This window comes from Nocardia sp. AB354 (assembly GCF_049538315.1).
Taxonomy (GTDB): Bacteria; Actinomycetota; Actinomycetes; order Mycobacteriales; family Mycobacteriaceae; genus Nocardia; species Nocardia nova.
In genome coordinates, this window is sequence record NZ_JBMVFU010000012.1 from 78589 (window position 1) to 98148 (window position 19560).

Here is a 19560-nt window from a genome sequence, read left to right on the forward strand (position 1 = left end):
AGTTGAGATTTCGACACAACCGGACACGGCCGGGCGTGTCAAGCGACGGGCCGCGGTATCCGGCCGGATCCGCGACCCGGCCGACGATGAGCGTAATGAGCATCTCGGTCCGGTCGCAGCCGCTCGGCGGGGACACGCCGACGACGCGCGAAAGGTTGCCGAACCGCTCGCTGAAAGTGACCTGGAGCGAGTAACTTGGTTGGCGATGACCGCACTATTGGCCGAACGCGCCGCCGAAGTCGTGTCCGCGGCACAACAGTTGCTCACGAAGCGCATGGGTGCTGCGGTGAAGCTGAGCGATCCCATCGAACTCAGCGGCAGTGGCAGGACGACGGTGCTGCGCGTACGCGTAGCGGAGAACTCGTTCTCACTTCCCCGTACCCTGATCGTCAAGCAGGTCCGTGGCGCCGCCCAGGAGCGCCGGATCGGTGGTTTGGCACCCGGGGTCGCGAGTATCGATTCGGCGTTTCTGCGTGAGGCGGTGTCCTATCAGTTCACCACCGCGCTCAGCAGCGAGCACCGTCCCGGCGCCTATCTGCTGGCGCACAGCCTGCCGGATCGGCTGCTGATTCTCAGCGATCTGGGCGAGAACATGTCGCTCACCTCGGTGCTGCAAACCGGCGCCGAACCCGCCACCCGCAACGCCCAGATGGCGTTCGCGCAGGCACTGGGCCGCATGCACGCCGCAACGGTCGGCCGGGAGGCCGATTTCGTGGCGCTGCTGCGGCGGGTGGAGGTGGTGCACCGGGTCGACGGGATCGCCCAGCAGGCCGAGGCCGCGATCGGTGAGGTCCCCGGAATGCTGGCCCGTGAGGTCGGCATCGACGTGCCGGGCGAGATCGCGGAGCGCATCGTGCGGGGCAATCGCCTCTTCTCCGCGGGCCGCTTCCGCGCGTTCAGCCCCTCCGACCTGTGCCCCGACAACGTGATCCTCAACGACGAGGGCGCTCGGTTCCTCGACTACGAATGGGGCGGTTTCCGCGACGCCACGCTTGATATCGCCTACGCGCTGGTGTCGTTCCCCGGCTGCCTGTGCGACTTCGAACTCTCCCGCGAGCGGGCGCATCAGATGGTCGAGGCCTGGCGCTCGGAGGTCGTGGGCGTGTGGCCGGCCCTCGCCGACGACGATCTGCTCGCCGAACGCATCCTCGAGGCCCGGCTCATCTGGGTCTGGCTGACGACGTTCTGGTTCCTGCCCGCCGATCACACCCGCATCGCCGCGGCCCGCGAACACGGACTGTCGGTGCCGCGCTCGGCCGCCCTGATCAATCGCTGGGCAGCCCTCGCCGAGGATGCGCGCTGCACCGGCGACGACACGCTCGGCGACTTCGCCGAGCATGTCTCCGCCACCCTCGAGGAACTCTGGGAAGAGTGACTCAGCGGGCCGGGCGCGGCCCGACGATCGAGGCTCGTTCCATGATCCGGGTCTGCGGCCAATAGTCGCTGGCGGCATAGTGCTGCACGGCCCGGTTGTCCCAGAAGGCGATGGTGTCGGGCTCCCAGTGCAGCCGCACCTGGTGTTCGGGATAGTCGGCCTGGCGGCAGAGCCGGTCCAGCAACTCGCGGCTCGCCTCGGGATCCATGCCGTCGATGCGGTCCACGAAGATCCGGTTGACGTAGAGGTGGCGGCGTCCGGTCGCCTCGTGCGTGCACACCACCGGGTGGCTGACCGGCGGATGCTGTGCTCGCATCGCCTCCTGCGCTTCGGTCGTCTGCCCGCGGCCGAATGCCCGGGTGTAGTCGTGGGTCGCGGTGAGGTCGTCGATCTCGGCGCGGGTGGCGGCATCGAGCGCCTCGTAGGCGGCGTACATATCCGAGAACAGGGTGTCGCCACCGATCTCGGGAACGGCGACGGCGTGCAGGATCGCACCCATGGACGGCTGCGGCCGCCACGTCACGTCGTGATGCCAGATGTTCTCGACCCCCGCGATGGTCGGCGTCTTCTCGAAGCGGACCAGTTCCGGCTGTTCGGTGCTGGACGGAATGAACGGATGCACCTCGAGCGTGCCGAAGCGCGCCGCGAACGCGACATGCTGCCCGGCGGTCAGCGGCTGATCGCGGAAGAACAGCACCTTGTACTCGTGCAGTGCCCGGCGCAGTTCCGCGATCACCTCCGCGGGCAGCTCCCGGGTCAGGTCCACGCCGCTGATCTCCGCGCCGAGGGTGACGCCGGCCTGCCGCGCGTCGAAATGCTGCCAGCGCAGCGCGGCCAGTCGGTCACGCTCGGCGACCAGATGGGTGAACGGGCCCGCGATCAGCGGAAATTCGGGCAGTGGGAACGAGCTCACGCCGTAGTGGGCGACCGGTTCGGTCTCCGCGGCGGTGGTGTGCGTCATGGCGTTTCCTTCGGCGATCGGGCGACTGTAGTCAATTGACTACACCGGTATTCGCTACTGTAGCCCGATGTCCGAGAACCCGCCATCGACTCCGCGTCGCGACGACTCCGGCGCCGGACCGGTCGGTCGTGCGGCGGTCGTCGCGGCGGTCACGGAGGCCGCCGCCGACCTGTTCGCCGAGCGCGGCCCGGCCGCGACCTCGATCCGGGATATCGCCGACCGTGCGGGGGTGAACCACGGCCTGGTGTTCCGGCATCTCGGTGCGAAGGACAAGCTGGTCGGAGCCGTGCTGAGCTATCTCGGCGAACAATCGGGCGCACTGGCCGCCGCCGGACAGCTCACCGCCACCGATCCCCGGCTGCGCCGGCATCTGACCGTGCTGGCCCGCTGCATCCTGGACGGCTATCCGGTCGGTGAGCTGCAAGAACAGTTCCCGGTGATGGCGATGCTGATCGAGAACCTGCGGCCGCAGATGGACAGCGACCGCGCCGCCGGACTGGCGGTGGCACATCTGGCCGCGTTCGCCATGGGCTGGCAACTGCTCGAGCCGTTCCTGCGCAGCGCCGCGGGCCTGCGCGAGCTGACCGACGCCGAACTGCGCGCGTCGATCGAGGCGCAGGCCGCGCGGATTCTGCGTCCCGACCCCACCTCGTCCTGAATGTCGGTGCTCATCGGTACCGTCGAGGCGTGAGCGAAGGGTTGTTCGAGGCGCCGGAGGTGGAGGAGTCGTCCGGCATATCCACCGCACTACCGCCGGCGGGCCGGATGTCCCCGCTGGCGGTGCGCATGCGGCCGGCGAGCCTGGACGAGGTGGTCGGTCAGCAACATCTGCTCGGCCCCGGATCACCGCTGCGCCGGCTGATCGAAGGATCCGGCGCGGCATCGGTGCTGCTCTACGGCCCGCCCGGGACAGGCAAGACGACGTTGGCCGCCCTCATCTCGACCGCCACCGGCCGTCGCTTCGAGGCGCTGTCGGCGTTGTCGGCGGGCGTGAAGGAAGTGCGGGCGGTCATCGAGCTGGCGCGACGGCGGCTGCTCGCGGGGGAGCAGACCGTGCTGTTCATCGACGAGGTGCACCGGTTCTCGAAAACCCAGCAGGACGCCCTGCTGGCCGCGGTGGAGAACCGGGTGGTGCTGCTGGTCGGGGCGACGACGGAGAACCCGTCTTTCTCGGTGGTGTCGCCGCTGCTGTCGCGATCGCTGGTGCTGCAGCTGAAGTCGTTGTCGGACAACGATATTCGCACCGTGCTGCGTCGCGCGATCGACGACGAGCGAGGCTTGGGCGGGCAGTACACCGTCACCGAGGCGGCGCTCGACCACATCGTCCGCATCGCCGGCGGCGACGCGCGCCGATCGCTCACCGCCCTGGAGGCCTCGGCGGAATCGTCGCTCGACGGCACGGTGGACGTGGATCTGGTCGAGGCCAGTGTCGACAAGGCCGCGGTACGCTACGACCGCGCCGGCGACCAGCACTACGACGTGATCAGCGCGTTCATCAAATCGCTGCGCGGGTCGGATGTCGACGCGGCGCTGCACTATCTGGCCCGGATGATCAGCGCGGGGGAGGATCCGCGCTTCATCGCGCGGCGATTGATGATCCAGGCCTCCGAGGACGTCGGCATGGCCGATCCGACCGCCCTGCAGACCGCGGTCGCCGCCGCGCAGGTGGTCCAGCTGGTCGGTATGCCGGAGGCGCAGCTGGCGCTCGCGCACGCGACCATCCACGTCGCTACCGCACCCAAGTCGGGTGCGGTCGCGGCGGCCATCGGCGCGGCCATGTCCGACATCGCGGTGGGTAAGGCCGGCGCGGTGCCGCCCCACCTGCGCGACGGGCATTACGCGGGCGCGGCGAAACTCGGCAACGCGCAGGGCTACAAATACCCGCACGACCACCCGGACGGGATCCTCGCGCAGCAGTACCCGCCCGACGAACTGGTCGGCGCCGACTACTACACCGCGACCGATCACGGCTACGAGCGCGAGATCGGGCCGCGGGTCACCAAGTTGCGCCGCATCGTCCGAGGTCGCTGAGCCGGGTGCGCGCCGCACGACCGCTGAAAACCGGCTGGACCGCGCCCGGTAGGCTGGATATTCGTGCAGACCCACGAGATCCGACGGCGTTTCCTGGACCACTTCGTCCGTGCCGGCCACACCGAGGTACCGAGTGCCTCGTTGATCCTGCCGGACCCGAACCTGCTGTTCGTCAATGCGGGCATGGTGCAGTTCAAGCCGTATTTCCTGGGCCAGGAGGCGCCGCCGTTCTCGCGCGCGACCAGCGTGCAGAAGTGCGTGCGCACCGGCGATATCGAAGAGGTGGGCGTCACCACCCGCCACAACACGTTCTTCCAGATGGCGGGCAACTTCTCCTTCGGTGACTACTTCAAGGAAGGCGCGATCACCTTCGCCTGGGAGCTGATCAGCAGATCTCAGGAAGAAGGCGGATTCGGCTTCGATCCGGAGCGGATCTGGGTCACCGCCTACGAGAGTGATCCCGAGGCCGCCGAGATCTGGCATCGCGTCGCCGGAATCCCGACCGAGCGCATCCAGTTCCGCGACGGCAAGGACAACTACTGGGATATGGGTGTGCCGGGTCCCGGCGGGCCGTGCTCGGAGATCTACTACGACCGCGGGCCGGAATACGGCGCCGAGGGCGGCCCGGTCGCCGACGAGGATCGCTACCTCGAGATCTGGAATCTCGTGTTCATGCAGGACATCCGCGGCGAGCAGAGCCCCAAGCTGGGCTATGCGCCGGTCGGATCGCTGCCGAAGAAGAACATCGACACCGGCATGGGCATCGAACGCGTGGCGATGCTGCTGCAGGGCGTGGACAACGTCTACGAAACCGATCTGCTGCGCCCCATCATCTCCAAGGCCGAGGAGTTGACCGGCAAGAGCTACGGCGTCGAACACGCCGACGATGTGCGCTTCCGGGTCATCGCCGACCACGCCCGCACCTCGGCGATGCTGATCGCCGACGGCGTCAATCCCGGCAACGACGGCCGCGGCTACGTGCTGCGCCGGCTGCTGCGCCGGATCGTGCGCTCGGCCCGGCTGCTGGGTGCCGAGAAGCCGGTGATCGGCGAATTCATGAAGGTCGTCAGCGAGCTGATGTCGCCCTCGTACCCGGAACTGGCCACCGATTTCACCCGCATCGAGACCGTCGCCGTCGGCGAGGAGACCGCCTTCCTCAAGACGCTGAGCACCGGGTCGAAGCTGTTCGACGACGCGGTCGCCGAGGTGAAGGCCACCGGTGGGCGCACGATCGCGGGCAGTGAGGCGTTCACCCTGCACGACACCTACGGTTTCCCGATCGATCTGACCCTGGAGATGGCCGCCGAGGCCGGGCTCGAGGTCGACGAGTCGGGCTTCCGCACGCTCATGGCCGAGCAACGGCAGCGAGCCAAGGACGATGCGCAGGCGCGCAAGCACGCACACGCCGATCTGTCGATCTACAAGGAACTGGTCGACCGCGGCGCCACCGAATTCACCGGCTTCGACGAGCTCGCCACCGAGGCGCGGGTTCTCGCCCTCATCGCCGATGGTGTCCGGGTCCCCACCGCGACCGCCGGGCAGGACGTCGAGGTCATCCTCGATCGCAGTCCCCTCTATGCCGAATCCGGTGGTCAGATCGCCGACCGCGGCACCCTCACGGCGTCGGGCACGGAGTTGCGCGTCAACGACGTGCAGAAGATCGCCAAGAAGCTGTGGGTGCACAAGACCACCGTCGAGCGCGGTCGGATCACCGAGGGCGATGCCGTCCTCGCCCAGGTCGATCCGGCGTGGCGGCGTGGCGCCACCCAGGGACACTCCGGCACGCACATGGTGCATGCCGCGCTGCGGCAGGTGCTGGGCCCGAACGCGGTGCAGGCCGGTTCGCTGAACAAGCCCGGCTATCTGCGCTTCGACTTCAACTGGCAGGGCCAGCTCTCCGAGTCGCAGAAGGCCGATATCGAGGCCGTGTCCAACGATGCGGTGGGCTCGGACTTCCCGGTGAACACCTTCGTCACCGATCTGCCCAAGGCCAAGGCGATGGGCGCGCTGGCGCTGTTCGGCGAGAACTACGGATCCGAGGTGCGCGTCGTCGAGATCGGCGGGCCGTTCTCGATGGAACTGTGCGGCGGTACCCACGTCGAACACTCGTCGCAGATCGGGCCGATCACACTGCTCGGCGAATCGTCGGTCGGTTCCGGCGTGCGCCGCGTGGAGGCTTTCGTCGGGCTGGATTCCTACAAGTACCTGGCCAAGGAGCGAGCCCTGCTGGCCGGTGTAGCCGCCTCGCTCAAGGTGCCGTCCGAAGATGTGCCGGCTCGGGTCGAGCAACTGGTGGAACGGTTGAAGGTCGCCGAGAAGGAACTCGAGCGCACGAAGGCCGCGGCCGTGCTCTCGCAGGCGGGTGCCTACGTCGAGCAGGCGCAGCGGGTCGGCAAGGTGCTGCTGGTCGCGGCCGCCGCCCCCAAGGGCGTCGGCGCGGGCGATCTGCGGACCCTGGCCACCGATATCCGCGGCCGATTCGGCAGTGAGCCGGCGGTGGTCGTTCTGCTCGGCAATGCCGACGGCAAGGTGCCGTTCGTGGTCGCGGTGAACAAGCCCGCCCAGGAGCTCGGCGTCAAGGCCGGTGAGCTGGTCGGCAGTTTCGGCCCGAGTATCGCGGGCCGCGGCGGAGGTAAGCCGGAGATGGCGCAGGGCGCCGGCTCCGACCCGTCCGGTATCGAGGCCGGCCTGGCCGGCGTGCGCGCACGGGTGGCCGAGATCGCCGCCTGATGGACCATTCCGAGAATTCGGAGCCTTCGGAACCGGAGCCGTCCCGATCGGGGGCGGCTCCGGAAGCCGGGGCCGCCCGGCCGGACGACATCCCGGCCGAACGCCCCGACGCGCGGACCGATCCCGGCCGCGGCCGGCGGATCGGCATCGACGTGGGGACCGTGCGCATCGGAGTCGCCGCGAGTGACCCGGACGGGATTCTGGCGACCCCGGTGGAGACGGTGCCGACCGTCAAGGGTGGAAAACGCGGTCCGGCAACCGATCTGCTCCGAGTAGCCGAGATTGTGCGGGAATACGAAGCGGTCGAGGTAATCGTCGGTCTACCACGGACATTACGGGGGGCCAGCGGCTCGTCGGCACACCTGGCCGCGCGGTTCGCGCGACGTTTGCGGAACATGATTCCTGGTGTGCCGATACGACTTTCCGACGAACGTTTGACTACGGTGTCAGCTGCACGTGCATTGCGGGACAGTGGAGTTCGCGCGCGCGGCCGGCGGCAGGTGATCGACCAGGCGGCCGCCGTGTCGATCCTGCAAGGGTGGTTGGACGAACGGAGTGCGGTGTTGAACTCGGCCGGTGCAGACGAGGCCAGGTGGTCGGATGAGTGACCGCTGGTCGCGGGCCGGAGAACGCTCGCGCCGGCGCGCCGACGAGCAGCAGCGGCGCTACCGGCGTGGTGGTGCGCATCGCAGCGCCACCGACGAGTGGGACGACTACGAGGACGACGACACCGCCGTCATCCCGCGCTACGTCGACGAGGACGAGCCGGCCGCGCACTACGCCGACACCGCCGCCGGGTACGGCGCTCACTATGACCACGAGCTCGCCGGCGCCGGATACGCGGATCCCGACTACCCCGACCCCGACTACCCCGACCCCGACTACCCCGACCCCGACTACGCCGAACCGGGGTACGAGCGGACCGGCGGCAGCGGCCATCGGTATCGCCGCGACGAGTACGACTCCGAAACCGATATCGAACCGATCGCCGACGACGAGCCGGAACCCGCGCCCGCGGCCGCCAGGCGCGGTGCCCGGGCGAGCGCGGCCTCGCCGCAGGAGGCGCAGCGGGGAAGCCGCCGCGGTTCCGGCGGCAAGTCCGCGGGGAGAGCGCAGGCTCGTGCCTCGGGCCGACCGGCACGGTCGGGCTCGTCCGGTGGGCGTAGCCGCCGCACTCGCGTGGCCTCCCGCAAGGCGGCCGAGCGGCAGCGTCGCCGCCGGAATCTGCTCGTCCTGGGGTGCGTGTTCGTCGTCCTGTTCGTGGTGGCCGGTGGTTACGCCGGATACAAATTCATCCGCTCGATGGGCGGACCCGAGGATTTCGACGGACCGCCCGGCCCGCTGGCCGTGGTCCAGGTGCACACCGGTGACACCGCCGAACAGATCTCGCAGACCATGGTCGAAAGGGGTGTCGTCCGTAGCAGCGGGGCCTTCTACCAAGCGGCCGTGCGGAATTCGGGCATCACCTCGGTGCAGCCGGGCTATTACGCGGTGCCGACGCACAGCAAGGGTGCCGACGCGGTCGCGGCCCTGCTGAAGAAGACCTCCCGGGTGGGCAACGTGGTGGTCTCCGAAGGACGGCGGCTGCACGATTCCACGGATGTGAACACCGGCGCCCGTAACGAGGGCATCTACCGCAAGATCGCCGACGCCAGCTGCGTCGGGACCGGTGCGGACAAGAAATGCGTCACCTACGAACAACTCGATGCCGCCGGGGCCACGGCCGACGCGACCGCGCTGGGCGTTCCGGCCTGGGCCGTCGACGCGGTGCGCAAGGTCCCCGATCGCACCCGCCAGCTCGAGGGCATGATCGCCGCGGGCACCTGGGATTTCGATCCTTCCGGCACGCCCGAGCAGATTCTGGCGCAGCTGGTGAGCGAGAGTGCCGCCGGCTACGAGACGACCGGACTGCTGCAGTCGGGGGCGACCAACAAACTGAATCCCTATCAGACGCTGATCGCGGCCTCACTGGTCGAACGGGAAGCGCTGCCCCAGGACATGTCGAAGGTGGCCCGGGTGATCGTGAATCGGCTCGCGGTCGATCAGCCGTTGCAGCTGGATTCCACGGTCAACTACACCCTCGACCGCACCGAGGTCGCCACCACGGATGCCGACCGGGCGCGCAAGACACCGTGGAACACCTACGCCATGCCGGGGCTGCCGGCCACGCCGATCTCCTCGCCGTCGCTGGATGCCATGCGCGCGGTGGAGAATCCGGCGCCGGGACCGTGGCTGTACTTCGTCACCGTCGACAAGCAGGGCACCACCATGTTCGCCGAAAGCTACAGCGAACATCTGCGCAATATCCAACGGGCCCAGCAGAGCGGAATTCTCGACAGTGGCCGATAACGGAGCGGGATCGCCGGAATCGGGACGCAAGGCAGCGGTACTGGGCAGTCCGATCGCGCATTCGCGGTCCCCGCAATTGCATCTGGCCGCCTATCGTGCGCTGGGGCTGGACTGGACCTACGAGCGCATCGAATGCACCGGCGAGCAACTGCCCGCCCTCGTCGACGGCTTGGATTCGTCCTGGGTCGGGCTGTCGGTGACGATGCCCGGCAAGGTCGCGGCCCTGAACTACGCCGGCGAACGGACCGAGCGCGCCGTTCTGGCCGGCTCCGCCAACACCTTGGTGCGCACCGCGACCGGGTGGCGAGCCGATTGCACCGATGTGGACGGCGTGCGTGGCGCGCTACAGGGCGGCGGCGTGGAAACGGTGCGCCGATCGGTCGTGCTCGGGGCGGGCGGTACCGCGCGACCGGCACTGCTGGCGCTGGCCGAACTCGGCGCCGAGACGGTCACCGTGGTCGCCCGTGACGCCGAGCGGGCCGAGCCGACCCTCGCGCTGGCTCGCCGGCTGGGAATGGCGACCGAGTTCTCCGACTTCGACGCCGATCGGGTGCACGCGGCATGTGCGCGCGCCGACGCGGTGGTCAGCACGGTGCCGGCCGCCGGTGCGGCGGCGGTGGCCGACGCGGTCGCGGCGGCGCCGGTGGTGCTGGACGCGATCTACGATCCGTGGCCGACGCCGCTCGCGACCGCCGTGCGGCGTGCGGGGCATACCGTCGTCAGCGGATTGCAGATGCTGCTGAATCAGGCCTACGGCCAGGTCGAACAGTTCACGGGCCGGCCCGCGCCACGGGCGGCGATGGCGGCGGCTCTGGATCTCCGTGACTTCTAGAACCGGTTCCAATTCGATGACGTCACAACACAGGCTAAGGTGATCGACATGAATTCGTGGGTGTTGCGCGCCATAGTCCTCGGTGCGCTGACCGTCGTACTGCGAACCCTGCTGGGTTTCGGCATGATCTACTGGCCGACCAACGGCTCGTGGATGCGCATCGTGTGCTTGATCGTGCTGGTCGTCGCGGGCGTCGCCTGGGGGCTGATCGATGGTCGCAGTGATCGGCGGGCCAATCCCGATCCGGAGCGCGGCGGTGCCGACCTCACCATGCGCTGGCTGAAGGCCGGTGTGGTCGGTGGTGTGGGCAGCGGGCTGGTGGCGTGGCTTCTGGATTTCGTGCCGAAGTTCGATCTCGGCGACAACGGTCTGCTGTTCGAACTGACCGCTGGTGCCTCGTTCATCGTGCTGATGATCTTCATTCCGGCGATGGTCGGCGTGGCGATCGGCCGTTTCCTGGTGGGCCGGGATCGGCGCAAGAGCGAATCCTCGGTACCCCCGGCGGCGGCCTCCCCGGCCTGATCGCCGAATGATCCGCTCATCCGGGCCGCGGATCCTGTCCGTGGCCCGGATTTTCGTGTGCTAGAGCAGGATTCCGCCGGCGGGGCTGTCCTCGCGAGCGATGGTCGCATACGCCGCCGCCAGCAGCGACGGATCGGGACCCTCCAGCCGGCCCGGCTTGGCCAGACCGTCGAGAACGACGAATCGAACGATGCCCGAGCGGGTCTTCTTGTCGGTCTGCATGGTTTCGAGCAACTGCGGCAGCGCATCGGCGTCATAGGTGGTCGGCAGGCCGACGCTCTCCAGAATCGCGCGGTGCCGGTCGGCGGTCGCGTCGTCGAGGCGCCCGGCCAGCCGGCCGAGTTCGGCCGCGAAGACGAGGCCGACCGAGACCGCCGCACCGTGGCGCCACCGGTAGCGTTCCCGCCGTTCGATCGCGTGCCCGAGGGTGTGACCGTAGTTGAGGATCTCGCGCAGGCTCGCCTCCTTGAGATCGGCGGCCACCACGTCGGCCTTCACCTGGATCGCCCGGCGGACCAACTCCGGCAACACGTCGCCCTTCGGGTCCAGCGCGGCGGCGGGGTCGCGTTCGATCAGGTCGAGGATCACCGGGTCGGCGATGAATCCGGCCTTGATGATCTCGGCCATTCCGGCGACGATCTCGTTGGGCGGCACCGTTTCGAGGGTGACCAGATCCACCAGCACGGCCGACGGTTCGTGGAAGCAGCCGACCAGGTTCTTCCCGGCCTCGGTGTTGATTCCGGTTTTGCCCCCGACCGCCGCGTCGACCATCGCGAGCAGCGTGGTGGGCACGTGTACGACCTTCACGCCGCGCATCCAGGTGGCGGCGACGAACCCGGCCAGATCGGTGGCCGCACCCCCGCCGAGGCTGATCACGACGTCCTGGCGGGTGAGGCCGATGCGGCCGAGCACCTCCCAGCAGAAGCCGGCGACCGGCAGGTCCTTCCCGGCCTCGGCATCCGGGATTTCGATGCGGTGCGCGTCGAGGGTGTCACCGTGCGAGCCGACGGCCTGCTCGGCGAGCGCCTGCCGCACCACCTCCGCGGTCTCGGTCAGCGGCGGCTGATGGAAGATCGCCACGGTCCGCACGCCGGGATGGCGGGCGACCTGCTCGACCAGTTCGCCCAGCAGCCCCCGGCCGATGATCACCGGATACGGATCGGCGGTTCGGACGTCGATGCGGGTGGGCTCGCTCATGTGTGCTGCTCCGATTCCTCTAGTGCTCGTCGTAGGCGTGCCCGGCGGGCGCGGGCGCGGCGGGACCGACCGGCCCCGGGTGCCGCTTCGTGCGCGGTCTGCGCGGCGTCACCCGCGAGACGTCCAGCGGGCGAAGGTGTTTCGTCGGGTGCGGGCACCGGCAGCGGCTCCGGTCCGGAGCCGACCGGGCGCACCGGCTCCGGATGGGGCGCCGCCGCCGGGCCGGGGTTCCGACTCGCGGCGGGAGGGCCGGCGGCGCGGGTGGCGGTACGCCGGATTCGTCCCGGTCGTGCATTCTGCTGTGCGGCGGATGGTTTCGCGTCGGCGTCGGCCGCCGCCGGTTCGGGCGTGCGGGCGGGACGCTCGGCGGCGGGGTCGATGGGCGGGGTGTCGGCCGAGGTGCCGGTCCGATTGCGGGAGTGACGGCGGCCGCCGCGGCGGGACCGCCGGGCACGGCGGCGCGGCTGGGTACGGTCCGTCTCGATCGAATCCGGTTGCGCGGCTTCGGTTTCACCGGGCTCGGGTGCGGTCCGGGCGGCGCTGTCGGCCGCGGCGCGGGTGCGGCGACGACGCCCACGCGGGCGGGAACGACGGGTGCCCGTGGGTTCGGCACTCGTCGAATCCGGTTGCGGCGCCGGTGTTTCGGCCGGTTCGACGCCGAGTTTGGCGAGGATGGCACGGACGACGCGGCCGGGACTGCGGCCGTCGGTGCGGATCCGGATGGAGGCCACCTCGCGATACAGCGGTCGGCGCACGCGCATGAGTTCGCGATATTTCGCGCTCGGATCGTCGCCGTTGAGCAGCGGCCGATTCGTCGACGCCCCGGTCCGGCGCAGTCCCTCGGACACGCTGATCTCCAGGTACACCACCGTGCGCCCGCGCAACAACTCCCGGGTCGCCGCGGACAGGATCGCGCCGCCGCCGAGGGATACGACCCCGTGTTCGGCGAGGATCGCGCGGCGCACCACGCGTTCCTCGATGCGCCGGAATTCCGGCTCGCCGTCGGTGGCGAAGATGTCGGGGATGCTGCGACCGGTGTCCTGTTCGATCCCGGCGTCGGTGTCGTAGAGCGAGACGCCGAGTTCGCGAGCGAGCTTGCGCCCGATCGTCGACTTACCGGCCCCGGGCGGGCCGATGAGGATCACGCTGGGCCGGCCGGGGTCGCTGCGGACGATCACGACGGCTGTCCCGGGCGCCGGACCCGGGCGGTGCCGCGCGCGGGATCAGCCATTCATGCCTCCGACGCCACGACGCCCGGGATGTGCGGGCGGGTCTGGATGCGCTTCTGGTACGTCGTGAGGTTGTCGACGGTCTCGGCGAGGGAATCGCCGCCGAACTTCTCCAGCACCGCCTGCGCGACGACGAGCGCGACCATGGCCTCGGCGACCACACCGGCGGCAGGGACCGCGCAGACGTCGGAGCGCTGATGGATGGCCACCGCCTCGTCGCCGGTGGCCATATCCACGGTGGACAGCGCGCGCGGAACGGTGGAGATGGGCTTCATCGCCGCGCGCACGCGCAGGGCTTCGCCGTTGGTCATACCGCCCTCGAGGCCGCCGGCGCGGTTGGTGGAGCGCAGCACCCCGTCGGGACCAGGGCGCATTTCGTCGTGGGCGGCGCTGCCGCGCCGCCGCGCGGTCTCGAATCCGTCGCCGACCTCGACACCCTTGATGGCCTGGATCCCCATCAAGGCAGCGGCCAGCCGGGAATCCAGACGCTGTTCACCGCTGACGAACGATCCCAGTCCGACCGGCAGTCCGGTGACCACCACCTCGACGACCCCGCCGAGCGTGTCGCCGTCCTTCTTGGCGGCCTCGATCTCGGCGATCATCGCGGTTTCGGCCTCGGGGTCGAATGCGCGGACCGGGCTGGCGTCGACGGCCTCCAGATCCGCGGCGGACGGCACGAAACCCGGACGCGCGGCCGCGGTGCCGATCGAGACCACGTGGGAGACGACCTCGACGCCGAGGGCCTGGCGCAGGAACTGCCGCGCTACGGTGCCCGCGGCGACCCGAGCGGCGGTTTCGCGGGCACTGGCGCGTTCGAGCACGTTGCGGGCGTCGTCGAAGCCGTATTTGAGCATCCCCGAGTAGTCGGCGTGGCCGGGACGGGGGCGCGTCAGCGGAGCGTTGCGGGCCAGCTCGGCCAGTTCGGCCTCGTCGACCGGGTCGGCGGCCATGACCTCGGTCCACTTCGGCCATTCGGAATTGGCGATCTCGATCGCGACGGGGCCACCCATGGTGCGGCCGTGGCGGATCCCGCCGATCACGGTGACCTTGTCGGCCTCGAACTTCATCCGCGCGCCGCGGCCGTAGCCCAGTCGTCGCCGCGCCAGTTGCGCGGCGATATCGGCCGAGGTCACCTCGACACCGGCCACCATCCCCTCGACGATGGCGACAAGAGCGGGACCATGAGACTCACCAGCAGTAATCCAGCGCAACACGACCTCCATCTTTCCACGTCACAACGCTTCCCCGGACATCGGTGTCCGCGCGGCTACACCGTGGGCCACAGTGCCGCAACGGTAGCCAGGCACATCGCGGGCCCGTGTGGCACCGTGATCGAGGCGCCGAACACACCATGGCGACGGTTCGAATCTCCGGCCGCGGCCGGACGGTCACCGGGATGCGCGGCACGGATCGCGGTGCCGTCTCGGACGTGCGCGATCGGCCTGCCGCCGGCGCCGGCCGCGCCGGAGACGCGGGCGGCGACCTGCATCGCGACCAGCGCACCGAGTCCGGCCGAAGCGGTCAGCAGGGGTGCGCCGATCGCGGCCCACACCCAGCAGGACGGCCCGCCCACCGCCGCGGCGGCGCCGGTGCCGAGCGCCAGCTTCACATCTCCCGCCCCGCACGCCGCCGGCTCGACGAGATGCACCAGTAGGTACGGCACGGCGAGCAGCAGCGCACCGGCGATCGCCGGGCCGGCACGGCCGGTCGATGCCGCGAGCACCGGCACCACCGCCGCACCCGGCAGGGTGAGCACGTCGGGCAGTCGCCCGGTCCGAATGTCGATCACGCTGAGTGCGACGCACCAGACGATCAGTGCGAGATAGGCGGTGGTGGTCATGCACTCATCGTCGCTCGCGGCACGTGCCCGCCCGGCCCCGCGAACCTGAAATGTGGACAACCGCAACAGTTGTGAACACGCGACGAGTAACACCGGCCCGCCGCCGGTCGTGGACGGGGTCGCGGGTGACTGCGTGACGGCCTCGCAATACGACAGCGGTAGCGTGGCAGCCATGTCTGCTGATGACGGTGCCCGGCGCCCCGACCACGCTGCGCGTCGGGCCGGGTTGCGAGACCTGTTGGTGGAGAACGGGGTCGATGCCCTGCTGGTGACCGATCTGGTGAATATCCGGTACCTGACCGGCTTCACCGGCTCCAACGCCGCCCTGCTCGTGCACTCCTGGGACGGCAGCCAGGTGGGCGAGGACGGCGAGCGGACGGTCATCTGCACCGACGGCCGCTACATCACCCAGGTCGGCGACCAGGTACCCGACGTGCACGCCGAGATCGCTCGCGCCAGTGCGCGCCGGTTGGTCGAACTGGCCGGGGAATGGCAGATCGGCCGCGTCGGCTTCGAAAGTCACGTCGTGACCGTCGACCAGCACCGCGGCTTCGTCGAGCAGGGCAGCGGCCTCCAATTCGTCCCCGCGCCCGGTCTGGTCGAACAATTGCGAACGGTCAAAGACGACTACGAGATCGAGCAGCTGCGGGCGGCGTGCGCGGCCGCCGACGCCGCGCTGGCCACCCTGCTGGAACGAGGGGGACTGCGTCCGGGCCGCACCGAGCGCCAGGTCGCCCGCGAGCTGGAATGGCTGATGTTCGAGCACGGCGCCGACGCGATCGCCTTCGAGACCATCGTGGCCGCCGGTGCCAATTCCGCAGTGCCGCATCATCGCCCGACCGACGCGGTGCTGGCCGCGGGCGATTTCGTGAAGCTCGATTTCGGCGCGGTGGTCGGCGGCTACCACTCGGATATGACGCGCACCCTGGTGCTGGGCGAGCCGACAGATTGGCAGCGCGAGATCTATCAGCTCGTATACGAGGCGCAGCGGGCCGGCCGCGAGGCGCTGGCACCCGGTGTGCCGTGCGCGGCGGTCGATGCTGCGGCCCGCTCGGTGATCGCGTCGGCCGGGCACGGCGACCTGTTCGTGCACGGCCTCGGACACGGCGTCGGACTGCAGATCCACGAAGCGCCTCCGGTCGCCAAAACCGCGACCGGTACACTTCTGGATGGCGTGGCGGTGACCGTCGAGCCAGGTGTGTATTTCCCCGGCCGCGGCGGAGTTCGCATCGAGGACACGCTCGTGGTTCGTGCGGGGGGTCCGGAGTTGCTCACCCACACCACCAAAGACCTCACCGTGGTCGACTGACCCCGGCTGCCCCAACGGGCCGGTCCCTACGGCCCGGCCTACAGAACGTCGAACAGTACTAACAAGGAGATCCGAGGACAGTGGCGGACACCAGCGACTTCAAGAACGGCCTCGTGCTGAAGATCGACGGTCAGCTCCAGCAGATCGTCGAGTTCCAGCACGTCAAGCCGGGTAAAGGTCCCGCGTTCGTGCGGACCAAGCTGAAGAACGTGCTGTCCGGCAAGGTGGTCGACAAGACGTTCAACGCCGGCGTGAAGGTGGAGACCGCCACCGTGGACCGCCGGGACATGACCTACCTGTACCACGACGGGTCGGACTACATCTTCATGGACGGCCAGACCTTCGACCAGATCGGTATCGACGAGCAGACCATCGGTAAGGGCGCCGGCTTCCTGCTGGAGAACATGACCGTGCAGGTCGCCACGCACGAGGGCGCGCCGCTGTACGTCGAGCTCCCGGTCACCGTCGAACTCGAGGTCACCCACACCGAGCCCGGCCTGCAGGGCGACCGCTCCAGCGCCGGCACCAAGCCCGCGACGCTGGAGACCGGTGCCGAGGTGCAGGTGCCGCTGTTCATCAACGTCGGCGACAAGCTGAAGATCGACTCGCGCGACGGCGGCTATCTGGGCCGGGTCAACGCCTGATCCTCCGGATCCACCGGCCCGGCGCCGGAACCATGGGCGGCGCGCGCGTATCGGCTTTCCGGTATCGCTCGCGCCGCCGTCGACACTGCGAACGGGATAATGGTGATCGTGGCTGATCAGCCCGTGGACAAGAAGTCCACCCACAAGAAACTCGGAGCCCGGCACAAGGCCCGCCGCCGGGCTGTGGATCTGCTCTTCGAGGCCGAGGCGCGCGACATCGACCCGGCCGACCTGGTCGCGGAGCGCCTGGACCTGGCCGGTCGCGACGAACAGGTCGCCCCGGTGAATCCCTACACCCGCACCCTCGTCGAAGGCGTCGCCGACGATCTGGATCGCGTCGACGGCACCATCGAGTCCTATCTGCAGGACTGGACCCTGGGGCGGCTGCCCGCGGTGGACCGCGCCATTCTGCGGGTGGCGGTGTGGGAGTTGTTCCACGCCAACGATGTTCCGCCGGTGGTGGCGGTCGACGAGGCCGTCGAGCTGGCGAAGGAACTGTCGACCGACGATTCGCCCGCGTTCGTCAACGGCGTCCTCGGCCGCATCGTGACGCTGGCCGACCAGGTGCGCGCCGCCGCGGCCGCCACCCGCCGCGACAGCGGGGCGTGATGATCAAATACCTCGTCCTCGCGATGCGCACCTCGGCGTGGACCGACGCGGTCATCGAACCGCACCGCGAATGGCTGGCCGATGTGCGCGCGCGAGGACAGCTGGACTGCACCGGCCGATTCACCGACGGCAGCGGCGGCGCCTATCTGGTGCTGGCCGAGAACCTCTCGGCCGCACGGGAATTGGTGTTCACCGATCCCATTCACACCACCGGCGCCTCCGAGCTGACGATCCACGAATGGGAGATCACGGGCTGAGTCGTATTCGCGACATGCCCGTCAGATTCGGACAAATCCGTTAAATTTCCCGGATGCCCGCCGCGCCCGCATACTGTTCCGGTCACTTGACCTAGAAAAGGTGGAACGGATGCGGTTCAATTCGGCGACAGTGCGTACGGCACTGCGTCTCGCCCCGGCGATCGTCGCGGCGGCGACCCTGGCCACGACCGGTTGCTCGGCGGTGGAAAAAGGTGTCGACAAGGGTGTTCAGGTCGCCAAGGACCACAACAAATCCGACACCGCACGGGCGAAGGTGGGCGACTGCATCAACGTGATCAACGCCTCGGCCGTCGATTCCGATACCGCACCGGTCGCCTGCACCTCCGACAAAGCCGTCTACAAGGTGGCGCAGGTGCACGACGCCAAGGTCGAGTGCGGGGCAGATTTCACCTCGTACGAGGAAACCCTCAACGGCGGCACGCTGGCGTATCTGTGCCTGGCGCCGAATTTCAAAACGGGACTGTGCTATGCGGATTCGCCGCTCAGCGGCTACAAGTACGCCGACTGCACATCCTCGGAGGCGAGTTTCCGGGTCGCCCAGCGCATCGACGGACAGGCCGACGACACGCTGTGCGGCCCGGAGTCCGACAGTGTGATCACATTGTCGGACCCGCAGACGACATTCTGTCTGGCACAACCGAAGTGAGCCGGGTCCTCCGCTCAGACGGTCCCGGGGCGCAAGACGATCGTGCCGAAGGTCGTGCGCTCGTCGACCCGTCGATGGGCCTCGGCCGCATCCGCCAGCGGTAGCACACTGTCGATCAGCACGGTGAGATCACCGGCGGCGGCGAGTTCGAACGCCGCCGCCCGCTTCGCCGCCACCCCGGCCAGCCACTGCGGCCCGGAGCATCCGGTGAACGTGAGCCCGCGCATGATCAGGTCCATCGTCGTGACCTGGGCGGGTGCGCCGGACAGCCAGCCGTATCCGAGCATACGGCCCCGCAACGGGGTCATGACATCGAGGACGGCCGCGGCGCTCTCGCCGCCGATCGAGTCGAAAACCACGTCCACCGTGGCATTTTCGAGGCGTTCGCCGAGCCGGCGCGGCCAATCCGGATCGCGGTGATCGACGACCGTGTGCGCGCCGAGTTCGCGGGCGCGCTCGGTTTTGGCCGCGCCGCCGGCGGTGGCGATGATGTGTGCGGCGCCGGATCGGGCGGCCAATTGGGTGAGGTAGCCGCCGATTCCGGTGGCCGCGGCTTCGATCAGAACGGTGTCGGTACCGGTGAGTGCCGCGGCCTCGAGCAGGGCCAGTGCCACCGATCCGCTCATCGCCACGGCCGCGGCGGCATCGCTCGCCAATCCGTCCGGTACGCGGACCGCGGATTCGGCGGGGGCGCACATCCATTCCGCGTAACTGCCGAAGTCGTTGCGCGCCACCAGGACCCGCTGCCCTTTCCATTCCGGGTCGACGTCTTCGGCCACGGCGGTGACGACCCCGACCGCCTGGGTTCCGAAGACCGCCGGGGTCGGCGTCGGTGTCGGGAACATGCCCGACCGCAACATCGTCTCCGGGTACAGCACCGGGACCGCCTCCACCCGGATCAGCACCTCGCCGGGCTGGGGGCTGGGCTCGCCCACCTCGCGCGCGACGAGGACCTCCGGTCCACCGACCCCGGTCATTACGATTGCCTGCATATCGACCTCATAACTT

The 19560-nt window shown here is 69.3% G+C and carries 18 protein-coding genes and 1 pseudogene; 13 read left to right on the forward strand and 6 right to left on the reverse strand.

All coding sequences use genetic code 11. From position 1 onward, the window contains the following. The first annotated feature begins 205 nt into the window (after nt 1-205). Entirely contained in the window at nt 206-1375 is a 1170-nt protein-coding gene (locus tag ACPCUW_RS18965) for a phosphotransferase family protein (protein WP_030513960.1), read from the forward strand. Between the two features lies 1 nt (nt 1376). On the opposite strand, the gene ACPCUW_RS18970 is transcribed toward ACPCUW_RS18965, so the two are convergent. After that, entirely contained in the window at nt 1377-2336 is a 960-nt protein-coding gene (locus ACPCUW_RS18970; protein ID WP_423426197.1) for a TauD/TfdA dioxygenase family protein, read from the reverse strand. 67 nt (nt 2337-2403) lie between these two features. Here ACPCUW_RS18970 and ACPCUW_RS18975 point away from each other — a divergent pair, with 67 nt between their 5' ends. From ACPCUW_RS18975 to ACPCUW_RS19005, 7 genes are all read left to right on the forward strand, one after another. Next, complete coding sequence (locus ACPCUW_RS18975) at nt 2404-2994, forward strand: helix-turn-helix domain-containing protein (protein ID WP_030513962.1); 591 nt, start codon at nt 2404-2406, stop codon at nt 2992-2994. A gap of 29 nt (nt 2995-3023) precedes the next feature. Continuing rightward, nucleotides 3024-4367, forward strand: coding sequence for a replication-associated recombination protein A (locus tag ACPCUW_RS18980; RefSeq protein WP_423426200.1), 1344 nt, complete (start codon nt 3024-3026; stop codon nt 4365-4367). Nucleotides 4368-4430: 63 nt separating this feature from the next. After that, nucleotides 4431-7097, forward strand: a complete 2667-nt coding sequence (alaS, locus tag ACPCUW_RS18985; RefSeq protein ID WP_423426202.1) for an alanine--tRNA ligase — start codon at nt 4431-4433, stop codon at nt 7095-7097. Beyond that, on the forward strand, nt 7097-7705 hold the full coding sequence (gene ruvX, locus ACPCUW_RS18990; RefSeq protein WP_423426204.1) for a Holliday junction resolvase RuvX: 609 nt from the start codon (nt 7097-7099) through the stop codon (nt 7703-7705). The genes alaS and ruvX overlap by 1 nt, the downstream gene beginning before the upstream one ends. Continuing rightward, nucleotides 7698-9446, forward strand: coding sequence for an endolytic transglycosylase MltG (locus ACPCUW_RS18995; RefSeq protein ID WP_423426205.1), 1749 nt, complete (start codon nt 7698-7700; stop codon nt 9444-9446). Before ruvX ends, ACPCUW_RS18995 begins: the two co-directional genes overlap by 8 nt. After that, on the forward strand, nt 9436-10278 hold the full coding sequence (locus ACPCUW_RS19000) for a shikimate dehydrogenase (RefSeq protein WP_305780914.1): 843 nt from the start codon (nt 9436-9438) through the stop codon (nt 10276-10278). The genes ACPCUW_RS18995 and ACPCUW_RS19000 overlap by 11 nt, the downstream gene beginning before the upstream one ends. 48 nt (nt 10279-10326) lie before the next feature. After that, the gene (locus tag ACPCUW_RS19005; RefSeq protein ID WP_030513968.1) at nt 10327-10800 is read left to right on the forward strand and encodes a B-4DMT family transporter; all 474 of its coding nucleotides are present in this window, start codon (nt 10327-10329) and stop codon (nt 10798-10800) included. A 60-nt stretch (nt 10801-10860) separates the two neighbouring features. Here ACPCUW_RS19005 and aroB read toward each other — a convergent pair whose 3' ends face one another. The 4 genes and pseudogenes from aroB to ACPCUW_RS19025 form a co-directional block, all read right to left on the reverse strand. Beyond that, nucleotides 10861-11997, reverse strand: a complete 1137-nt coding sequence (gene aroB / locus ACPCUW_RS19010; protein WP_063019644.1) for a 3-dehydroquinate synthase — start codon at nt 11995-11997, stop codon at nt 10861-10863. A 659-nt stretch (nt 11998-12656) separates the two neighbouring features. Continuing rightward, nucleotides 12657-13172, reverse strand: a pseudogene (locus ACPCUW_RS19015) (shikimate kinase); the annotation flags it as partial. A 56-nt stretch (nt 13173-13228) separates the two neighbouring features. Then, nucleotides 13229-14449 carry a chorismate synthase gene (gene aroC, locus ACPCUW_RS19020; protein ID WP_063019646.1) on the reverse strand — a complete coding sequence of 407 codons (1221 nt, stop codon included), beginning with the start codon at nt 14447-14449 and terminating at the stop codon, nt 13229-13231. A 44-nt stretch (nt 14450-14493) separates the two neighbouring features. Next, nucleotides 14494-15066 (reverse strand): prepilin peptidase, encoded by a 573-nt coding sequence (locus ACPCUW_RS19025; RefSeq protein WP_423426208.1) that lies wholly within the window; start codon nt 15064-15066, stop codon nt 14494-14496. Between the two features lie 172 nt (nt 15067-15238). Between ACPCUW_RS19025 and ACPCUW_RS19030 the strand changes: the two genes are divergently transcribed. The 5 genes from ACPCUW_RS19030 to ACPCUW_RS19050 all read left to right on the forward strand — a co-directional run bounded on the left by ACPCUW_RS19030 (nt 15239) and on the right by ACPCUW_RS19050 (nt 18552). Beyond that, entirely contained in the window at nt 15239-16375 is a 1137-nt protein-coding gene (locus tag ACPCUW_RS19030) for a M24 family metallopeptidase (protein ID WP_063013415.1), read from the forward strand. Nucleotides 16376-16455: 80 nt separating this feature from the next. Then, the gene (gene efp / locus ACPCUW_RS19035) at nt 16456-17019 is read left to right on the forward strand and encodes an elongation factor P (RefSeq protein WP_063013413.1); all 564 of its coding nucleotides are present in this window, start codon (nt 16456-16458) and stop codon (nt 17017-17019) included. A gap of 99 nt (nt 17020-17118) precedes the next feature. Next, nucleotides 17119-17628, forward strand: coding sequence for a transcription antitermination factor NusB (gene nusB, locus ACPCUW_RS19040; RefSeq protein WP_063013411.1), 510 nt, complete (start codon nt 17119-17121; stop codon nt 17626-17628). Then, nucleotides 17628-17885, forward strand: a complete 258-nt coding sequence (locus ACPCUW_RS19045) for a YciI family protein (protein WP_063013409.1) — start codon at nt 17628-17630, stop codon at nt 17883-17885. Before nusB ends, ACPCUW_RS19045 begins: the two co-directional genes overlap by 1 nt. A gap of 109 nt (nt 17886-17994) precedes the next feature. After that, nucleotides 17995-18552 carry an LppU/SCO3897 family protein gene (locus ACPCUW_RS19050; RefSeq protein ID WP_104364371.1) on the forward strand — a complete coding sequence of 186 codons (558 nt, stop codon included), beginning with the start codon at nt 17995-17997 and terminating at the stop codon, nt 18550-18552. Between the two features lie 14 nt (nt 18553-18566). On the opposite strand, the gene ACPCUW_RS19055 is transcribed toward ACPCUW_RS19050, so the two are convergent. Further along, on the reverse strand, nt 18567-19544 hold the full coding sequence (locus ACPCUW_RS19055) for a quinone oxidoreductase family protein (RefSeq protein ID WP_423426210.1): 978 nt from the start codon (nt 19542-19544) through the stop codon (nt 18567-18569). Nucleotides 19545-19560: the final 16 nt, after the last annotated feature.